This is a genomic window from Isoptericola halotolerans (assembly GCF_045689585.1).
In the GTDB taxonomy this organism is placed as follows: Bacteria; Actinomycetota; Actinomycetes; order Actinomycetales; family Cellulomonadaceae; genus Isoptericola; species Isoptericola halotolerans_B.
This window is the reverse complement of the sequence record NZ_CP140108.1, coordinates 3207612-3224311: the sequence shown is the minus strand read 5'-3', so window position 1 is coordinate 3224311 and position 16700 is coordinate 3207612. Positions and strand designations below refer to the sequence as shown.

General features: G+C 72.4%; 16 protein-coding genes, 1 tRNA gene and 1 pseudogene. 12 read left to right on the top strand and 6 right to left on the bottom strand.

What is annotated here, in order from left to right:
- The first annotated feature begins 38 nt into the window (after window positions 1-38).
- From ribD to UQW22_RS15115, 8 genes are all read left to right on the top strand, one after another.
- Window positions 39-1178 (top strand): bifunctional diaminohydroxyphosphoribosylaminopyrimidine deaminase/5-amino-6-(5-phosphoribosylamino)uracil reductase RibD, encoded by a 1140-nt coding sequence (gene ribD / locus UQW22_RS15150; RefSeq protein WP_407317905.1) that lies wholly within the window; start codon window positions 39-41, stop codon window positions 1176-1178.
- On the top strand, window positions 1178-1780 hold the full coding sequence (locus tag UQW22_RS15145) for a riboflavin synthase (protein WP_407317904.1): 603 nt from the start codon (window positions 1178-1180) through the stop codon (window positions 1778-1780). The genes ribD and UQW22_RS15145 overlap by 1 nt, the downstream gene beginning before the upstream one ends.
- Window positions 1777-3117 carry a bifunctional 3,4-dihydroxy-2-butanone-4-phosphate synthase/GTP cyclohydrolase II gene (locus UQW22_RS15140; RefSeq protein ID WP_407317903.1) on the top strand — a complete coding sequence of 447 codons (1341 nt, stop codon included), beginning with the start codon at window positions 1777-1779 and terminating at the stop codon, window positions 3115-3117. Before UQW22_RS15145 ends, UQW22_RS15140 begins: the two co-directional genes overlap by 4 nt.
- Window positions 3114-3608 carry a 6,7-dimethyl-8-ribityllumazine synthase gene (gene ribH / locus UQW22_RS15135; RefSeq protein WP_407317902.1) on the top strand — a complete coding sequence of 165 codons (495 nt, stop codon included), beginning with the start codon at window positions 3114-3116 and terminating at the stop codon, window positions 3606-3608. Before UQW22_RS15140 ends, ribH begins: the two co-directional genes overlap by 4 nt.
- 121 nt (window positions 3609-3729) lie before the next feature.
- A tRNA-Pro gene (locus UQW22_RS15130) sits at window positions 3730-3803 on the top strand.
- Window positions 3804-4579: 776 nt separating this feature from the next.
- A complete protein-coding gene (locus UQW22_RS15125) occupies window positions 4580-4945 on the top strand; it encodes a group I intron-associated PD-(D/E)XK endonuclease (protein ID WP_407320828.1) in 366 nt (121 codons plus the stop codon).
- Between the two features lie 191 nt (window positions 4946-5136).
- A complete protein-coding gene (locus UQW22_RS15120; protein ID WP_407317901.1) occupies window positions 5137-5313 on the top strand; it encodes a hypothetical protein in 177 nt (58 codons plus the stop codon).
- Between the two features lie 134 nt (window positions 5314-5447).
- On the top strand, window positions 5448-6014 hold the full coding sequence (locus tag UQW22_RS15115) for an esterase/lipase family protein (RefSeq protein WP_407317900.1): 567 nt from the start codon (window positions 5448-5450) through the stop codon (window positions 6012-6014).
- On the opposite strand, the pseudogene UQW22_RS15110 reads toward UQW22_RS15115, so the two are convergent.
- Window positions 6009-7338 (bottom strand): annotated as a pseudogene (locus tag UQW22_RS15110) (APC family permease). The gene UQW22_RS15115 and the pseudogene UQW22_RS15110 sit on opposite strands and share 6 nt — an antisense overlap.
- Window positions 7339-7449: 111 nt before the next feature.
- Window positions 7450-7878, bottom strand: a complete 429-nt coding sequence (locus tag UQW22_RS15105; protein ID WP_407317899.1) for a hypothetical protein — start codon at window positions 7876-7878, stop codon at window positions 7450-7452.
- Between the two features lie 120 nt (window positions 7879-7998).
- Between UQW22_RS15105 and UQW22_RS15100 the strand changes: the two genes are divergently transcribed.
- Window positions 7999-8604, top strand: coding sequence for a DUF998 domain-containing protein (locus tag UQW22_RS15100; protein ID WP_407317898.1), 606 nt, complete (start codon window positions 7999-8001; stop codon window positions 8602-8604).
- A 1-nt stretch (window position 8605) separates the two neighbouring features.
- Here the strand turns inward: UQW22_RS15100 and UQW22_RS15095 are convergent, their stop codons facing one another.
- The 4 genes from UQW22_RS15095 to UQW22_RS15080 all read right to left on the bottom strand — a co-directional run bounded on the left by UQW22_RS15095 (window position 8606) and on the right by UQW22_RS15080 (window position 13480).
- Complete coding sequence (locus tag UQW22_RS15095; protein ID WP_407317897.1) at window positions 8606-9124, bottom strand: gluconokinase; 519 nt, start codon at window positions 9122-9124, stop codon at window positions 8606-8608.
- A gap of 14 nt (window positions 9125-9138) precedes the next feature.
- Entirely contained in the window at window positions 9139-10062 is a 924-nt protein-coding gene (locus UQW22_RS15090; protein ID WP_407317896.1) for an NAD(P)-dependent oxidoreductase, read from the bottom strand.
- Window positions 10059-12374: an alpha-xylosidase gene (gene yicI, locus UQW22_RS15085; protein WP_407317895.1), complete on the bottom strand. Its 2316-nt coding sequence runs from the start codon at window positions 12372-12374 to the stop codon at window positions 10059-10061. The genes UQW22_RS15090 and yicI overlap by 4 nt, the downstream gene beginning before the upstream one ends.
- Window positions 12375-12478: 104 nt before the next feature.
- Window positions 12479-13480 carry a LacI family DNA-binding transcriptional regulator gene (locus UQW22_RS15080; protein WP_407320827.1) on the bottom strand — a complete coding sequence of 334 codons (1002 nt, stop codon included), beginning with the start codon at window positions 13478-13480 and terminating at the stop codon, window positions 12479-12481.
- A 179-nt stretch (window positions 13481-13659) separates the two neighbouring features.
- On the opposite strand from UQW22_RS15080, the gene UQW22_RS15075 reads away from it, so the two are divergent.
- Genes UQW22_RS15075 through UQW22_RS15065 form a run of 3 tightly spaced genes read left to right on the top strand, consistent with a single transcriptional unit; the run spans window position 13660 to window position 16695 of the window.
- Window positions 13660-14865 carry an extracellular solute-binding protein gene (locus tag UQW22_RS15075; RefSeq protein WP_407317894.1) on the top strand — a complete coding sequence of 402 codons (1206 nt, stop codon included), beginning with the start codon at window positions 13660-13662 and terminating at the stop codon, window positions 14863-14865.
- Between the two features lie 52 nt (window positions 14866-14917).
- A complete protein-coding gene (locus UQW22_RS15070) occupies window positions 14918-15871 on the top strand; it encodes a carbohydrate ABC transporter permease (protein ID WP_407317893.1) in 954 nt (317 codons plus the stop codon).
- An 8-nt stretch (window positions 15872-15879) separates the two neighbouring features.
- Window positions 15880-16695, top strand: a complete 816-nt coding sequence (locus UQW22_RS15065) for a carbohydrate ABC transporter permease (RefSeq protein WP_407317892.1) — start codon at window positions 15880-15882, stop codon at window positions 16693-16695.
- Window positions 16696-16700 lie beyond the last annotated feature (5 nt).

Sequence of the window (16700 nt, the reverse complement as noted above, 5' to 3'; positions counted from 1 at the left end):
CGCCCCAGCGGTCCGCGACCGGACGACAGGGGCAGCACATGACCACCGCCACGGCGGCACCCACCGTGAGACCGACCGAGGCCGCCGCGCTGCAGCGCGCCCTCGAGCTGGCGGCGACCGACGGCCTCGTCCTCGGCCCCAACCCCCGCGTCGGGTGCGTCCTCCTCGACGCCGACGGCGTCACGATCGCCGAGGGGTACCACCACGGTGCGGGCACACCCCACGCCGAGGCGGTCGCGCTGGCCGACGCACGAGCCGCCGTCGGGGACCACGGGCTGCGCGGCACCACCGCCGTCGTCACCCTCGAACCGTGCGCCCACACCGGGCGCACGGGGCCCTGCGCGCAGGCGTTGCGCGACGCCGGTGTCGCGCGCGTGGTCTACGCCCAGCGCGACCCCAACCCGGTGGCCACCGGCGGCGGCGACGTGCTCCGGGCGGCCGGCGTCGACGTGGTCGGTGACGTGCTCCCGACCCGGGCGCGCGAGCTCAACCCGGTCTGGACGGCGGCGATGGAGCTCGGTCGCCCGGTCGTCACGTGGAAGGTCGCCACCAGCCTCGACGGCCGCACGGCCGCTCCGGACGGCACGTCCCGGTGGATCACCTCGGCCGCGGCCCGCCGCGACGCCCACCGGCTGCGCGCCCGGGTGGACACCGTGCTCGTGGGCTCCGGCACCGTGGCCGCCGACGACCCGGCGCTCACCGTGCGTGACGCGACCGGTGCCGAGACGGTCGCGCAGCCGCTGCGAGCGGTCATGGGCCTGCGCGACATCCCTGCCGGTGCCCGGCTCGCCGTTCCCGGCCCGGACGGCACCGAGACGGTGCACCTGCGCACCCGCGACGCCCGGGAGGCGCTCGCGACCCTGTGGGAGCACGACCGCCGCCACGTCCTGCTGGAGGGCGGTGCCACGCTCGCCGCCGCGTTCTGGCGTGCGGGGCTCGTCGACGAGGTAGTGGCGTACGTGGCCCCGGTGCTGCTCGGTGCCGGGCCCGCCGTCGTCGGCGACCTCGGCATCACCACCATCACCGGCGCGGCGCGCCTCGACGTCACCGACGTCACGGTCGTCACCGCTGGCCGGGACGTTGCCGAGCCCCCTGACGAGACCCCTGACAACCCGGACGGCCTGGCGCCGTCCGAGACGAACGTGCGGCTCACCCTGCGGCCGCGGAAGGAGTCCTGATGTTCACCGGCATCGTGACCGAGCTCGGCACCGTCCGCGCCCTGGAGACCACCGCCGACGCGGCGCGGCTGACCGTCGCCGCCACCGGCGTGCTCGACGGCGTGCGCCTCGGCGACTCGATCGCCGTGAACGGCTGCTGCCTGACGGTGGCGGCCTTCGACGACGAGACCTGGACCGCGGACCTCATGGCCGAGACGCTGCAGCGCACCTCGCTCGGCACGCTCGTCCCCGGCGACCGGGTCAACCTCGAACCGGCGATGCCCGTCACCGGCCGCCTGGGCGGGCACATCGTGCAGGGGCACGTCGACGGTGTCGGCGCCGTCGTCGCCCGGACGCCCGGTGACCGGTGGGAGGTCGTGGAGATCTGGCTGCCCGCCGACCTGGCCCGCTACGTCGTGGCCAAGGGTTCCCTCGCCGTCGACGGGGTCTCCCTGACCGTCGTCGAGGCGGGCACGGACCGGTTCACCGTGAGCCTCATCCCCGAGACGCTCGCCCGGACGACCCTCGGCTCCCGGGCAGTGGGCGACCCGGTGAACCTGGAGACGGACGTGCTGGCCCGGCACGTGGAACGGCTCCTGGCGACGACGGCGGTGGCCTCGTGAGCGGCGCGGCCGTGGATCCGGGGGCCGTCGAGCGGGTCGAGCGCGCCGTCGCGGAGGTGGCCGCCGGACGCGCCGTCATCGTCGTCGACGACGAGAGTCGCGAGAACGAGGGCGACCTGGTCTTCGCCGCCGAGGCCGCCACCGCCGAGCTCATGGGCTTCACCGTGCGGCACACCAGCGGCCTGATCTGCGTGGCCGCCGCCGGTGCGACGCTCGACCGGCTCTCGCTGCCGCTCATGGTCGCCGACAACCGTGACGCCTTCCGCACGGCGTACACCATCACGGTCGACGCCGCCGACGGCGTCACCACCGGCATCTCCGGTGCCGACCGGGCCCGCACCGCCCGGGTCCTCGCGGCGCCCGGCTCGGTGCCGGCGGACCTGACCCGCCCGGGACACGTCCTGCCCCTGCGGGCCCGCGACGGCGGGGTGCTGGAGCGCCGGGGGCACACGGAGTCCGCCGTCGACCTGGCCCGACTGGCCGGACGCGGCACCACGGGGGTGCTCGCCGAGCTCGTCCACGACGACGGCACGATGATGCGCCGGCCCGCCCTGCGCGAGTTCGCCGCCCGGCACGACCTGGCCCTGATCAGCGTGGCCGAGCTGGCCGCCTACCGGCGCGCCACGGAGTCGCTCGTGGACCGCCTCGCGGTGACCCGCCTGCCCACCCGGCACGGCGAGCTCACCGCCGTGGGCTATCGCGACCGCATCACCGGCGACGAGCACGTGGCCCTGGTCGCGGGTGCGCTCGCGGACCTCGCCGACGGCGGGCCCGTGCTGACCCGGGTGCACTCCGAGTGCCTCACCGGCGACGCCTTCGGGTCGCTGCGCTGCGACTGCGGGCCCCAGCTCGACGCCTCCCTGCGCGCGGTCCAGGAGGCCGGCCGCGGAGTCGTGGTCTACCTGCGCGGGCACGAGGGGAGGGGCATCGGCCTGGTCGCCAAGCTCACCGCCTACAGCCTGCAGGACGGTGGGCACGACACGATCGACGCCAACCTCGCCCAGGGGCTGCCCGTCGACTCCCGGGAGTACTCGGCGGCCGCGCACGTCCTGCGCGACCTGGGCGTGCCGTCGGTGCGGCTGCTGACCAACAACCCGGCCAAGGTCGACGGGCTGCGGGCCGGGGGAGTGGCGGTCGCCGAGCGGGTGCCGCTGGCGATCCATCCGGTGCCCGACAACGTGGCCTACCTGCGGACCAAGCGCGACCGTATGGGCCACGACCTGCCGAACCTTGAACCCGAGGTCGAACCCTTCCCGGGGGCCGACCCTCACCCTCGACCCCAACCTGAAGGAGACACGATGAACGGCATGACGACGGCGCGCGAGGGTGTCCGATGAGCGGGGCGGGGGCTCCGGCCACGCGCGCCGTGGACAGCTCGGACCTGCGGGTGGCCGTCATCGCCGCCTCCTGGCACCGGACCGTCATGGACGGTCTGCTCGACGGCGCGCGGCGCGCCTGCGCGGACCACTCCGTGGAGCCCGAGGTGCTGCGGGTCCCGGGCTCGTTCGAGCTGCCCGTGGCGGCCCGGGCCGCGGCAGCGGCCGGCTACGACGCCGTCGTCGCGCTGGGCGTGGTCATCCGGGGCGGCACGCCGCACTTCGACTACGTGTGCGCGGCCGCCACCGACGGCCTCAACCGCGTCGCGCTGGACCACACCGTGCCCGTCGGCTTCGGGCTCCTGACGTGCGACGACGAGGCGCAGGCCCTGGACCGTGCCGGGCTGCAGGGGTCCCACGAGGACAAGGGCTACGAGGCGACCGCCGCGGCGCTCGCCACCGCCCACGTCGTGCGGTCGCTCCGCCCGGCCGTGGCCGCGGACGTCCGGTGAGCCCGGACACACCGTCCGTCGCGGGTGGACGAGCAGTGCCCGGTCTGGGGTAGTATTTCGGTCGGCCCTGCGGGGCCGAACCGGACCGGTTTCCCACGCTCCGGCGTGAGAGCGGTCCGGGCGGGCTGTGGCGCAGCTTGGTAGCGCACCTGACTGGGGGTCAGGGGGTCGCAGGTTCAAATCCTGTCAGCCCGACCGTGTGATGTCTCAGGACATCGGCAAGGCCCGGATCCACGAACGTGGGTCCGGGCCTTTGTCATGTGTCGGTGGTGGTGCCGCGTGGCTGGTAGTCGCGGGTGAGGTCGACGGTGAGCTCGCGCAGGATCTCGCTGGTGGCGGCGTTGATGATGCTTACGTCGTGGTCGTGGACGACAGCAGGACGTGGGTTCCTGCGTGGGGTCGTCCGATGCCGATGTGTCGGAGCTTGCCGGCGATGCGCAGGGTGACGCATCCGGTCTTGTCGATCTTGTCGCGGCGTAGCCGGTCGTGGCTGTCGGTCCGGTTGGTGGGGTCGGGGGCGGCTTTCGGCGTGGCGGTGTACCTACCAAGGCACTGCCCGAAGGGCGTGACCGAGCGCGGATGGCCACGACACGTGTTCGACGCATGGCTTTCGTGCCTCGCTTGCGAGGTCCCCGGCTGTCGAGCTGCCAGCGAGGCGACGCTGCTCGCGCACAGCGACCGTGAGCAGGCGCTCCGGCGGCACGAGCGCGAAGCACCCGCTCCCGCCATTCATCCGCCGGCAAGCATCAAAGGGTCTCGGCGCTGAAACGCCACCGGCATCGTGTGTGTAATGGTCGAATCGCTACGGCAGTCGCCGGGATCGATCGTGGTCTCGCTAGGCGTCTGGCCCGTCTAACCGCCGCGAAGGCCTGACGGGTGGATCCGGTGCCGCCGGCTTGAAAGGTCATGCGGTTCGGCTAGGTCTCGGCACCTCTCACCTTTCTGTTGCATTAGCGCCGGTTGAGGACGATATGCTGAGGGCGAGTACTGCATACCTCGGTCGTGCGGGTTCGCTCCTGGCGGCCGCCTGGTACACACTTTGTGGGCGCGACGTCTCGTGGCCACTTGAGCCTTCCCGCTACGATCTTCTTGTGGGAACGGCGGCAGAGGTCCGTCGTGTACAGGTGAAGACGACGACGGTGCGCGTCGGAGACGCTTGGAAGGTCAACCTCTCGACCTCCCGGCGGGAGCGTCGGACATACGACCCAGACGAGATCGATGACTTCTTCATCGTGGACGGAAATCTCGACTACTACGTCATTCCTGTCGCCGCGGTCGGGGGACTGCATCTGATCCATCTCAGCGCGTATTCCCGATTTCGTCTGACGAAAAAATAGTGGGCGTCGTCCGGTCGATGAACTCAGTTGACGTCTAGTCGGCGGATATTGCGAGTCGGGACGTGCGCTCTTGCGGTCTGAGCCGGTAGTAGAACGTACAGAGTTCCGGGTGGACCAGATGGCTGAGAGTGGTTGCGAAATTGAGGGCTGACATGCGCGGAGGAACCCAATGTTGCCGTTCTCTTGCTGACGTGAACAAGGTCGACGCGGATCAGCGCATCGCCTCCAGGAGATCGGCGCACTCGTCGGTGCTTCTCCGGATGTTCGCGTTCGACACCCTCGCGGCGGTGCGGCAGGTCCCCGGAAGCCTGCTCGTCGCGGTACCCGACGGCTGGGCGGTGCCCGGCCGTGGGGAGCGGGGTACGTGACGGCGGCGCGCCTTCGCCGCGTCGGGTGGTGGGCGGCGGACCACGCCTTCGCCGTCCGGAGACAGATCGCGGGCCTCCTGTCCCGCACCGTCCCGGAGACGTACACGGGCCCGAGCCCCGGACGACACCCGCCGGTGCTCGTCCTGCCCGGCGTGTACGAGAACTGGCGATTCCTGGAGCCAATCTGCCGCAGGCTGCGCGATCACGGGCACGCGGTGCACGTCGTCGCGCGCTTCGGGCTGAACCGGGGCAGCGTGCCGGACATGGCCGATCTCGCCGCGCAGGCGCTCGCGGACCGCGATCTCGTCGGCGTCGTGGTGGTCGCGCACAGCAAGGGCGGGCTGATCGGCAAGAGCCTCATGGGACGCGCCGACGTGGGTGACCGCATCCTGGGCATGGTGACCGTGAACACGCCGTTCTCCGGGTCCCCGTACGCCCGCTTGCTGCCGCTGCGCAGCGTGCGGGCCTTCCTGCCGGACGACGAGGTGATCACGGCGCTCGACGCGCAGCGCGCCGACAACGCGCGCATCGTGTCCGTCGCCACAGGGTTTGACCCGCACCTGCCCTCCGGCAGCCGGTTGCCCGGCGCGCGCAACGTCCGGCTCGACACGCCGGGACATTTCCGGTCACTGGCGGACCCGGAGCTGGTGCCGCTGCTGCTCCGCGAGCTCGACCGTCTCGGTGGGCGAGGGGCGTCATGACGAGATCTCGGACGGTGCGGGACCGGACCGGGACAGCCGCCGCACGAGCAGGTGCAGCCCGACGCCGCCGGCGAGCAGCACGCCCGCGAGGGCCCAGTGCCGCAGCTCCTGCTGGGTGAGCAGGAGCAGGCAGGAGGCGATCGCGAGGACCGGCATGACGGACGGTGCGCGGAAGTGGTCGTGCTCGACCGGGTCGCGGCGCAGCACCAGGACCGCCGCATTGGTCGAGAGGAACACGAAGAGCAGGAGCAGGACCACGGTCGAGGCCAGGTCGACGAGCTCGTGGGTGGCGGCGAGCACGACGGCGAGGGCGGTGGTGACGAGGATCGCGACCCCCGGCGTGCGGCGGCGCGGCAGGACGCGGCCGAGCGGAGCGGACAGCAGACCCTGCCGCGCCATGCCGTAGGCCAGCCGGCTCGCCATGATCATGGTCAGGAGAGCTCGTTGGCGATCGCGACGAGCGCGATCACGGCGAAGAGGATCGGTGGCACCGCACCGGCGACCCGGACCACTTCGAGCAAGGGGCCGGAGGACGCGGCGAGGTCGGTCGGCGCCACGACGGCCGGCGCGACGAACCCCAGCAGGACGTAGACGGCGCCGGCGGCCGCGAGCGAGCCGAACAGCGCGCGCGGGTAGACACGGGAGACGTCGCGGATCTCCTCGGCCAGGTTCGCCGACGTCTCGAACCCGACGAACGAGTAGAACGCCACCAGGGCGCTGCCCACGACGGCGAGTCCCACGGACGATCCCTCGAGCGGTGTGAAGGCGCCGCCGAGGTCGGCGTCGCCCCGCCCGATCACCCACGCACCGAGCACGACGACCAGCACCAGGCCGGCGGACTCGACGACGGTCATCACGACGTTGGCCCGCAGCGACTCCTTGATGCCCACGCGTTGACGAGCGCCACCACCAGCAGGAAGGCGATCGCGGCCGGCACCTGCGGGACGTCGAGGAACGCGGTGAGGTACTCGCCGGTGAATGCCAAGGAGAGGCCCGCCGCGCTGACCACCCCGGCGGCGAGCATGCAGTACCCGACGAGGAACGCTACGAGCGGGCTGCGGTACGCCCTCTGGGCGTAGACCGCGGAGCCACCGGCGCGCGGGTACTTGGTGACGAGCTCGGCGTAGGAGAACGCCGTCAGCAGGGCCAGTCCGAGCGTGACGGCGAAGGACAACCACACGAGGCCGCTCGCCTCACCCGCCATCTCGCCGATCAGGGCGTAGACGCCGGCGCCGAGCACGTCGCCGAGGATGAACAGGAACAGCAGCGGGCCGGTCACGGCCCGGCGAAGACCGGTGGGGCCGGCGGAGTCGGTGGGTGTCATGCGGCGATTGTGCGGGGATGTCACCGATGCCTGCATCGGCGGTGCCCCGCCGGCGGTGCCGGGCGGCGGCAGGGGGGATGCCCCCGCGGCGCGCCGACGCCGGGGCGCGGGCTACCCGCAGCTGTCGCAGACCCCCGTGGCGGGCAGAGTCATGTAGCACGTCGGGCACACCGGCGCAGGCTTCTCCGGCTCCTGCGTCGCCGCGGACCTGCTGGCCCGTGCGGCGCTGCGGGGCGACCGCCGCACCGGCGCGGGAGCACCGCCGCTGCCGTCCACCTCGAAGCCGTGCTTGCGCAGGAGCGCCCCCACCGCGACCTTGCCGCCCTCCATCTCCTCGGGCAGGGCAGCGCGGCCGGTCGCGTACCGGTGCGCGACGGCGAGGATCGCCATGGCGTCGTAAGTCGTGCCACCGAACTGGAGGGTGGTGCCCGGGGTCGGGCTGAACCCGTAGAGCCTGAGGAACGCCACGGGGCCGCGGTCGTCGTGCTCGGCGATGGCCGAGAGGACGTGCGGACGCGTGACGGAGGAGAAGGTGGCCATACCTTGAGGGTAGGTCACCGACCGGCGCGACCCGGACGGCCCGGCGGCATCGTGACGACCGTGACAGCGGTGCCGACGCGCCGATGCGCCGACCCGGCGTCGCGGTGGCATCGTGCAGTCGTGGACCGTCTCTCGGCGACCGTGGTCGTCGCGCTGCTGGCGGCGAGCGCCGCGTGCGTCGCGCTCGCGCCGCTCGCCGTCCCGGAGACGTACGACCTGGTACGGCACTCGGTCAGCGAGGCCGGTGGTCAGGAGGTGCCCGGAGCCTGGGTGGCGCGCACCGGGTTCGTGCTGCTGGGCCTGGCGGTGCTCCTCGAGGCCGCGTTCGCCCGCGAGACGTGGGGACCGTGGGGACGCTCGGCGCACGGCGTGTACGGGACGGCGATGGTCCTGGTCGGGGCGTTCTCGCACCGGCCCTGGTACAGCGCCCCGTGGGACCGGGTGGAGGACTCGTTGCACAGCGTCGCCGCGACGACGATGGGGTTCGCCTTCGTGATCGGGGTGCTGGCCGTCGGGATCCGGCGCGGGCCGCACCCAGGGCCGGTCCGGGTGCTCGACACGGTCGCGATCGTGGCGTCGGTCGTGCTCCCGCTCATCATGTGGACGGCGCCGGACGTGCAGGGAGCAGCACAGCGGTTGTTGTTCGCCGTCTGCTACACCTGGTTCGCCGTCGAGGCCCTGCGCCTGGCGGGCCGGGCTGCTCCGCACCCGGACCGGGCCACCTGACTCAGCGGGCGGTCGCGGGGCGCGTGCGGTGCCAGGCTGCGGCGCGCTCCACCACGAGGTCGGGAGGTTCGGTGATGTCGACCGCGAGGCCCGTCTCGTCGTCCTGGAGCGGCTCCAGGGTGGCGAGCTGGGAGTCGAGCAGGGCCGGCGGGATGAAGTGGTCGTGACGGCCCAGGACACGTTCGGCCAGGATCTCGCGCGTCGCCGTGAGGTGGACGAACGCGAGGTCGCCGCCCGCGCTGCGGCGCAGCTCGTCCCGGTAGACGCGCCGCAGCGCCGAGCACGCCGCCACGACGAGCTGCCCGGCGTCCGCGGCCACCGCGATCGTGGCGCCGACGCGTCGCAACCACGGTGACCGGTCGGCGTCCGTCAGCGGGTGGCCCGCCGCCATCCGCGCGACGTTCGCGGGCGGGTGCAGGTCGTCGCCGTCGACGAAGCGGGCCTGCCAGCGCGACGCCAGGAGCGTCCCGACCGTCGACTTCCCGCTGCCCGAGACCCCCATGACGACGACGCCGCGCACGTCCGCCGGCACCGTCAGTACCCCGTCGCCACGTCGACGACGCCGTCGAACGGCTCGCCGGTGACGAAACGCCGCAGGTTGACGCTGACCCGGTGGCGCAGCAGCGGCTCGACCATCTCCGGGGTGTCCGCCGTGTGCGGGGTCACGAGCGCGTTCGGCAGGTCCCACAACGGGTGGCCGTCCGGCAGGGGCTCGGGGTCGGTCACGTCGAGGGCGGCTGCTCCGACCTGCCCCGAGCGCAGCGCGGCGACCAGCACCTCGGTGTCGACGAGGCCGCCGCGCGCGATGTTGACGAGGGTGGCGCCCGGCCGCAGCGCGGCGATCTCCTCGGCGCCGACGAGCGCGCGCGTCTGCGAGGTGAGCGCCGCGGCGAGCACCACGACGTCGGCCCGGGCGAGCTCCTCGAGCAGGTGCTCGCCGGTGACGACGCGGTCCGCGCCCGGCACCGGGTCGGGCCGGCGACGCACCACGACGTTGGTGGTCCGGAAGGGCGCCAGCAGCTCGAGGAACGATCGGGCGATGCCGCCCGCACCGAGCACCAGCACCCGGGCGTCGTACAGCGACGCGCCCGCCTCGGTGCCCCAGGTACGCGCCCGCGCCCGCTCGGGGAGCCGGCGCAGGGCGGCCAGCGTCAGGGCGAGCGCGTGCTCGGCGACCGGCTCGGAGAACGCGCCCTTGGCAGAGGTCCACGTGACGGCCTCGTCCAGCAGCCCGGCGTCGAGGTAGGCGTCCACCCCGGCCGACGGCAGCTGGACCCAGCGGGTGCCCGGCGCGGACGAGAGCGTCGCGTCCAGGCCGGCCGCACCCAGCGGCCCGAACCAGAGCAGCCCCTCGGTCTGCGGGCCGACGGGGACCAGGCGCGCACCGGCGTCGGAGACTGCTCCGGCGACCCAGGCGGGGACGTCGGGCGCGGCGCTGACCGCGGGGGCGCGGCTCATGCCGGCACCTCCGCCCGGCCCTGCGCGGCGGCGACCGGCTCGCCGGCGACGACCTGCAGCGACCAGCCGGACGCCCGGTCCGACTCGGCCACGAGCGTGCCGCCGGCACGTCGCACCGTGAAGGACACCGGCTCGCCCTCGGGGTCCAGCACCTCCACGGTGCGCGACCAGTCGGCGTCGGGGCCCGCGTGGACGAGCAGGGTCAGCCCGTCCAGGTGGTCGGCGTCCGGCCTGTCCTCGTGGCGGCTCAGCGGGACGACGGCACCGGGGCGCACGTAGAGCGGCACGGAGTCGTAGTCGTGGTGCTCGCGCACCCAGCGTCCGCCGGTGACGCGCTCACCCGTCAGCAGCCCGACCCACTCGCCGGCCGGCAGGTACAGGTCGACGTCGCCCTCGGCGCTGAAGACCGGCGCGACGAGCAGGTCCTGGCCCAGCATGTACTGGCGGTCCAGGTGCGCGGCCGTGAGGTCGTCGGGGAACTCGAGCAGCATCGGACGCATCGTCGGTGTGCCCCGGCGGTGCGCCTCCTCGCCGGCGGCCACGAGGTAGGGGGCCAGCCGGTTCTTGAACCGTGCGAACGTGCGGGTCACCGCGACGGCGCTGGTGGGGTCGGACTCGTCCTCGTCGAACATCCACGGCACGCGGTAGGAGCCGCTGCCGTGCATGCGCGAGTGGCTGGACAGCAGCCCGAACGCCGTCCACCGCTTGAAGACGCCGGCGTCCGGCGTCATCTCGAAGCCGCCGATGTCGTGGCTCCAGTAGCCGAACCCGCTGTAGGCCAGGGACAGCCCGCCGCGCAGCGACTCGGCCATCGAGACGTACGACGCGGTGTTGTCGCCGCCCCAGTGCACGGGGAACTGCTGACCGCCGGCGGTGGCCGAGCGGGCGAACAGCACCGCGTCGCCGGCGCCGCGCTCCTCGGCGAGCACCTCGTGCACCGCCTGGTTGTACAGGTGCGTGTAGTAGTTGTGCATCCGCTCCGGGTCCGACCCGTCGAAGTACTGCACGTCGACCGGGATGCGCTCGCCGAAGTCGGTCTTGAAGGCGTCCACGCCCTGACGGACCAGGCGGCGCAGCTTGTCCTGGTACCAGGCGGTGGCGTCGGGGTTGGTGAAGTCCACGAGGCTCATGCCCGCCTGCCAGCGGTCCCACTGCCACACGGAGCCGTCGCGGTTCTTGACGAGGTACCCGGCGGCCATGCCCTCGTCGAAGAGCGGTGACTGCTGGGCGATGTAGGGGTTGATCCACACGCACACCCGCAGGCCGCGGTCGTGCAGCCGGGCCAGCATGCCCTCCGGGTCGGGGAAGACCCGCTCGTCCCACTCGAAGTCGCACCAGTTGAACTCGCGCATCCAGAAGCAGTCGAAGTGGAACAGGCTCTGCGGGATCTCCCGCTCGGCCATGCCGTCGATGAACGAGCTGACGGTCTGCTCGTCGTAGTCCGTGGTGAAGGACGTCGAGAGCCACAGCCCGTAGGACCAGGCGGGGACGCGGGCGGGGCGTCCGGTCAGCGCCGTGTAGCGCTCGAGGATCGACTTCGGGTCGGGACCGTAGACGACGTAGTAGTCGAGGGTCTCGCCGGGCACGGAGAACTGCACGCGTTCGACGGCCTCGGAGCCCACCTCGAACGAGACGTGCCCGGGGTCGTTGACGAAGACCCCGTAGCCGGCGTTGGTCAGGTAGAACGGGACGTTCTTGTAGGCCTGCTCGCTGGAGGTGCCGCCGTCCTCGTTCCAGATGTCGACGCTCTGGCCGTTCTTGATCACGGGCCCGAACCGCTCGCCCAGGCCGTAGACGAGCTCACCGACCCCGAGGTCGAGCTGGTCGAACAGGTAGCTCGTGCGTCCGTCCCGCTCGAGCCGGTCGGAGCCGTGATCGACGGCCGCGCCGGGGGAGACGTCCACCCACGCGGCGGACTTGCCGCCCGAGCGGGTGAGGGTGCGACCGGCGGCGCGGAAGTCGAGCGACCACGACTTGCCGACGGACAGGTGGGCGCTCAGCGCGCCCGAGGTCAGCGTGCCCTCGCCGTCGGCGACGGCGGCCTCGCCGGCACCCGGAGCGGCGACCTCGAAGCGGAACTGCTCGCCCGCGCCCTTGTGATGGGTGTGGCGGACCCGCACGACGTTCTCCATCGGGGCCGAGACGGACGTGGTGAGCACCGGCAGGTTGAGCACGTCGCCACGCTGGCGCACGACCTTGGTCGGCGAGATCGCGTGGAGCTCGCCGTCCTGGGCGACGACGCGGTCGACCTCGCGGGCGTAGTGGACGGCGACGCCGCGGCGGGCGTGCCAGAAACCGTCGGTGAACTTCATGCGGGACCTTCCGTGATGCTACGTCGGTGCGGTGCGGTGCGGTGCGGTGCGGTGCGGTGCGGTGCGGTGCGGTGCGGTGCGGTGCGGTGTGGTGGCAGGGGAGCTCAGCGCGGCGGCGCCGTGGAGCCGGCCGGCGTCAGGTCGCCGGCGAGCAGGAGCTGCAGCGGCGGGGTGGACGGTTCGTCGAGCCGGTCCAGGAGCGCCTCGAGGCTGCGGCGGCCCAGCTCTGGACCGGGGGCGACGACGGCGCTGACCGGCGGGTCAGCGGTGGAGATGGCCTCGGCAGAGGTGGCCACGCCGAGGACGGAGACGTCGCCGGGGACCGACCGGCCGCCCGCGACGAGCCCGTTGACGAACCCTGGCAGCGCGGTCTCGTTGAGAGCCAGGACCGCGGTGACCTCGGGATGGTCGGCCACCATGGTGTCGGCGGCACGGTGGCCGGAGCGGGGGTCCTGCGGGGCGCGGACGACGACGGCGTCGAGCCCGCGGGCGGCGGCCTGGGCCCGGTACGCGGCCTCGGTGCGGGCGATCGGGCCGTACCCCGCCCAGGACGTCGCACCGAGGTCGCCCAGGAAGAGCGCGACGCGTGCGTGTCCGAGCCCGACGAGGTGCTCCAGGCCGGTGGCCACCATGGCGTCGAAGTCCATGTCGACGTAGGGCAGCCCGTCGGGTGCCTCGGTGCGACCGATGAGCCCGAACGGGACCCCGCGGCGCTGCAGCACGGGCACGCGCGGGTCGTCGGCGGTCACCTCCATGAGCAGCACACCGTCGACCAGGCCGCCCGAGACGTAGTCCTCGAGCTGGTCGGCGCCGTTGACGGGCCACAGCACGACGTTGAAGCCACGCTCGGTGGCCGCGGACGCGGCGGCGGTGACGATGCTGAGCGCCGCAGGGCTGAGGCGGTGCTCCAGGGCCGGGAACACGAGCGCCACGATCCGGCTGCGCTGGCTGGCCAGGGCGCGGGCGAGCACGTTGCGGCGATAGCCGAGGTCTGCCATCGCCGCCTCGACACGTTCCCGCGTGGCGGGCGCCACCGGCTTGGTGCCGTTGATGACGAACGACACGGTCGTGGGGGAGACGCCGGCACGCTCGGCCACGTCCTGCATGGTCACCACGGCGGGCCTCCGGGTGGGTCGGGTCGGGTGAGGGATGCACTGATGATCACACATCCGAGGGGAGTTGGTAAAGCGCTTTGATCTCGTCTACCGTGGCATGCGGTAAAGCGCTTTGCGAACCGGAACGACCGACCGGCTCGCGAGCCTCCCCGAGCGAAGGAGCTGCGACCGTGCGACGAACTCCCACCACTGTCGGTGCGGTGTCGGCCGCCGTCGTCCTGGGCCTGTCGGCGTGCAGCGGGCAGACCGGGGCGGACGAGGACACCCTCGTGGTGACCGACACGATGTCGGCCACCAGTGCCCCCATCTACGAGGAGATCTACGACGCCTGCGCCGCCGAGATCGGCATGGACGTCCAGGCGAACCACGTCGCCGGCTCCGGACTCATCGCGACCGTGCTCCAGCAGGCGTCGTCGCGGACGCTGCCGGACGTGCTCATGCTCGACAACCCGGACGTGCAGCAGATCGCCTCCTCGGGCGCCCTGAGCCCGCTCGGCGACTACGGGATCACCGGCGAGGGCCTGCCGCAGGGCGTGGTCGACGCCGGCACCTACGAGGGGGCGTTGTACGGGGTCACGCCGGTCGTGAACTCGATCGGCCTGTTCTACGACGCCGACGCGCTGGCCGCCGCGGGTCTGGAGCCGCCGTCCACGTGGGACGAGCTGCGCACCGCCGCGGCGCGGCTGACCACCGACGACCGGTACGGTCTCGCCTTCAGCGCCACCAACACGTTCGAGGGCACCTGGCAGTTCCTGCCGTTCCTGTGGAGCAACGGCGCCCAGGAGGACGAGCTCGACTCGGCGGCAGCCGTCGAGGCGCTGGAGTTCGTCGACTCCCTGGTCGCGGACGGGTCCGCCTCGACCAGCGTCGTGAACTGGTCCCAGAACGACGTCAACGACCAGTTCCTCGCCGGCAACGCCGCGATGATGATCAACGGGCCCTGGAACATGCCGAGCCTGGAGGAGGCCGAGGGCCTCGACTACGGCTCGGTCCCGCTGCCGGTGCCCACGGCGGGGGACGCCCTCGTCGCCCCGCTCGGGGGCGAGGCGTTCACGGTGCCCGACACCGGCGACGCCGAGAAGATGGCCCGCGCCGGAGAGTTCGTCTCCTGCGTGACCGAGGGCGACAACCAGCTCACGATGGCGACGGGTCGCGGTGCGGTCCCGGCGGACAGCGCGGTCGCCGAGCGGGCCGCGCAGGAGAACCCCACGGTGGCAACCTTCGTCGAGACGGTGCAGACCGCTCGCGCCCGCACCGCGCTGCTCGGACCCGACTGGCCGCGCGCGGCCACCCAGATCTACACCGCCGAGCAGCTCGCCCTGACCGACACCGAGCCGCCGGCGGAGGCGCTCGAGCGCGTGGCGGCGCAGGACTGATGCCCGACGCACCCCCCGGGCACCCCCGGACCGAACGAGAGGACGGACGACGATGACCACCACCCTCGCCACCGGACCCGCCGGCGCACCCGCGCCCGCGCGTGCGGTCCCACCGGGGCGTCGGCGTGCACGACGGCGCGAACGGACCACCCAGTGGTTGTTCCTCGTGCCGGCGATCGCCTACGTCCTGGTGTTCTTCGGGTACCCGATCGTCAAGAACCTCGTCATGGGCTTCCAGGACTACTCGGTCCGGACCTTCGTGACCGGCGAGGCGCCGTGGGTCGGGCTGGCCAACTACGCCGAGGTCGTGGGCAGCGGCATCTTCCGCACGACCGTCGTGAACACGGTCCTGTTCACCCTGGGCTCGATCGTCGGGCAGTTCGTCATCGGCCTGCTGTTCGCCCTGTTCTTCCAGCGCCGCTTCCCGCTGGGCAACGTGCTGCGCTCGCTGCTGCTGCTGCCGTGGCTGCTGCCGATGATCGCGGGCAGCGCCGTGTGGCGCTGGATCCTCGACCAGGACGGCGGCATCCTCAACGAGGTCCTGCAGAACGTCGGCCTCGGGCCGGTGCCCTGGCTCACCAGCCCGGACGTCGCGCTGGTCGCGGTGATCCTCGTCAACGTCTGGGTCGGCATCCCGTTCAACATGACGCTGCTCTACAGCGGCCTGCAGAACATCCCGGACGAGCTCTACGAGGCAGGTGCCCTCGACGGGGCCACCGGCTGGAAGGCGTTCTGGCACATCACGTGGCCGAGCCTGCGCCCGGTGGTCAACGTCGTGCTCGTGCTGGGCGTGATCTACACGCTCAAGGTGCTCGACATCATCCTGGGGCTCACCGGCGGGGGACCGGCCAACGCGACGCAGACGCTCGCCACCGACTCCTACCGCCGTTCGTTCCAGGAGTTCTCCTTCGGTACCGGGGCAGCGGTGAGCAACGTCCTCATCGTGATCTCCCTGGTCTTCGCCGTCGTCTACCTGCGCGCGAACCGCCGCGCCGAGGATGAGTGAGGTTCGACATGTTGCAGACGACCAGGCGCCGGCTGTCGTCCACGATCATCGGGATCGTCCTGCTGGCCTTCATGCTCTTCCCCGTCTACTGGATGGTGAACGTCTCCCTGCAGGGCGGCAGCACCGCGGCCAGCAGCACGTTCTTCCCTACGGACATCACGTTCGACGGTTACCGCACCGCGATCGCCGACCAGACCGGCAACCTGGTGACCAGCATCGTCGTGGCCCTCGGCGCCGTCGCGGTGTCGCTGGCGGTGGCCACGCCGGCGGCGTACGCGCTGTCGCGGTTCCGGCTGCGCGGCATGGGGATCTTCCTCTTCGCCCTGCTGCTGGCCCAGATGATCCCGGGCATCGTCATCGCGAACTCGCTGTACACGCTGTTCAACGACGTCGGGCTGCTCAACTCCTACCCGGGTCTCATCCTCGCCAACGCCACGCACGGCATCCCGTTCGCGATCCTCATCATGAGTGCCTTCATGCGGTCGATCCCGCCCGCCCTGACCGAGGCCGCCCGCGTCGACGGAGCGAGCCACTTCCGCGCGTTCTGGTCGATCATCGTGCCGGTCAGCAAGAACTCGCTCATCACGGCCGGGCTGTTCTGCTTCCTGTTCGCCTGGAGCGACTTCATGTTCGGGCTCACGCTGACCACCGGCGCGGACATCAAGCCGGTCACCCTCGGCATCTACGACTACCTCCAGGGCAATGTGCAGAGCTGGGGGCCGGTGATGGCTACCGCCGTGCTCTCCTCGATCCCCGCGATCGTGCTGCTCCTGGCCGCCCAGCGGTACATCGCGGCCGGCGCCCTCGGAGGAGCGGTGAAGTAGCGGCC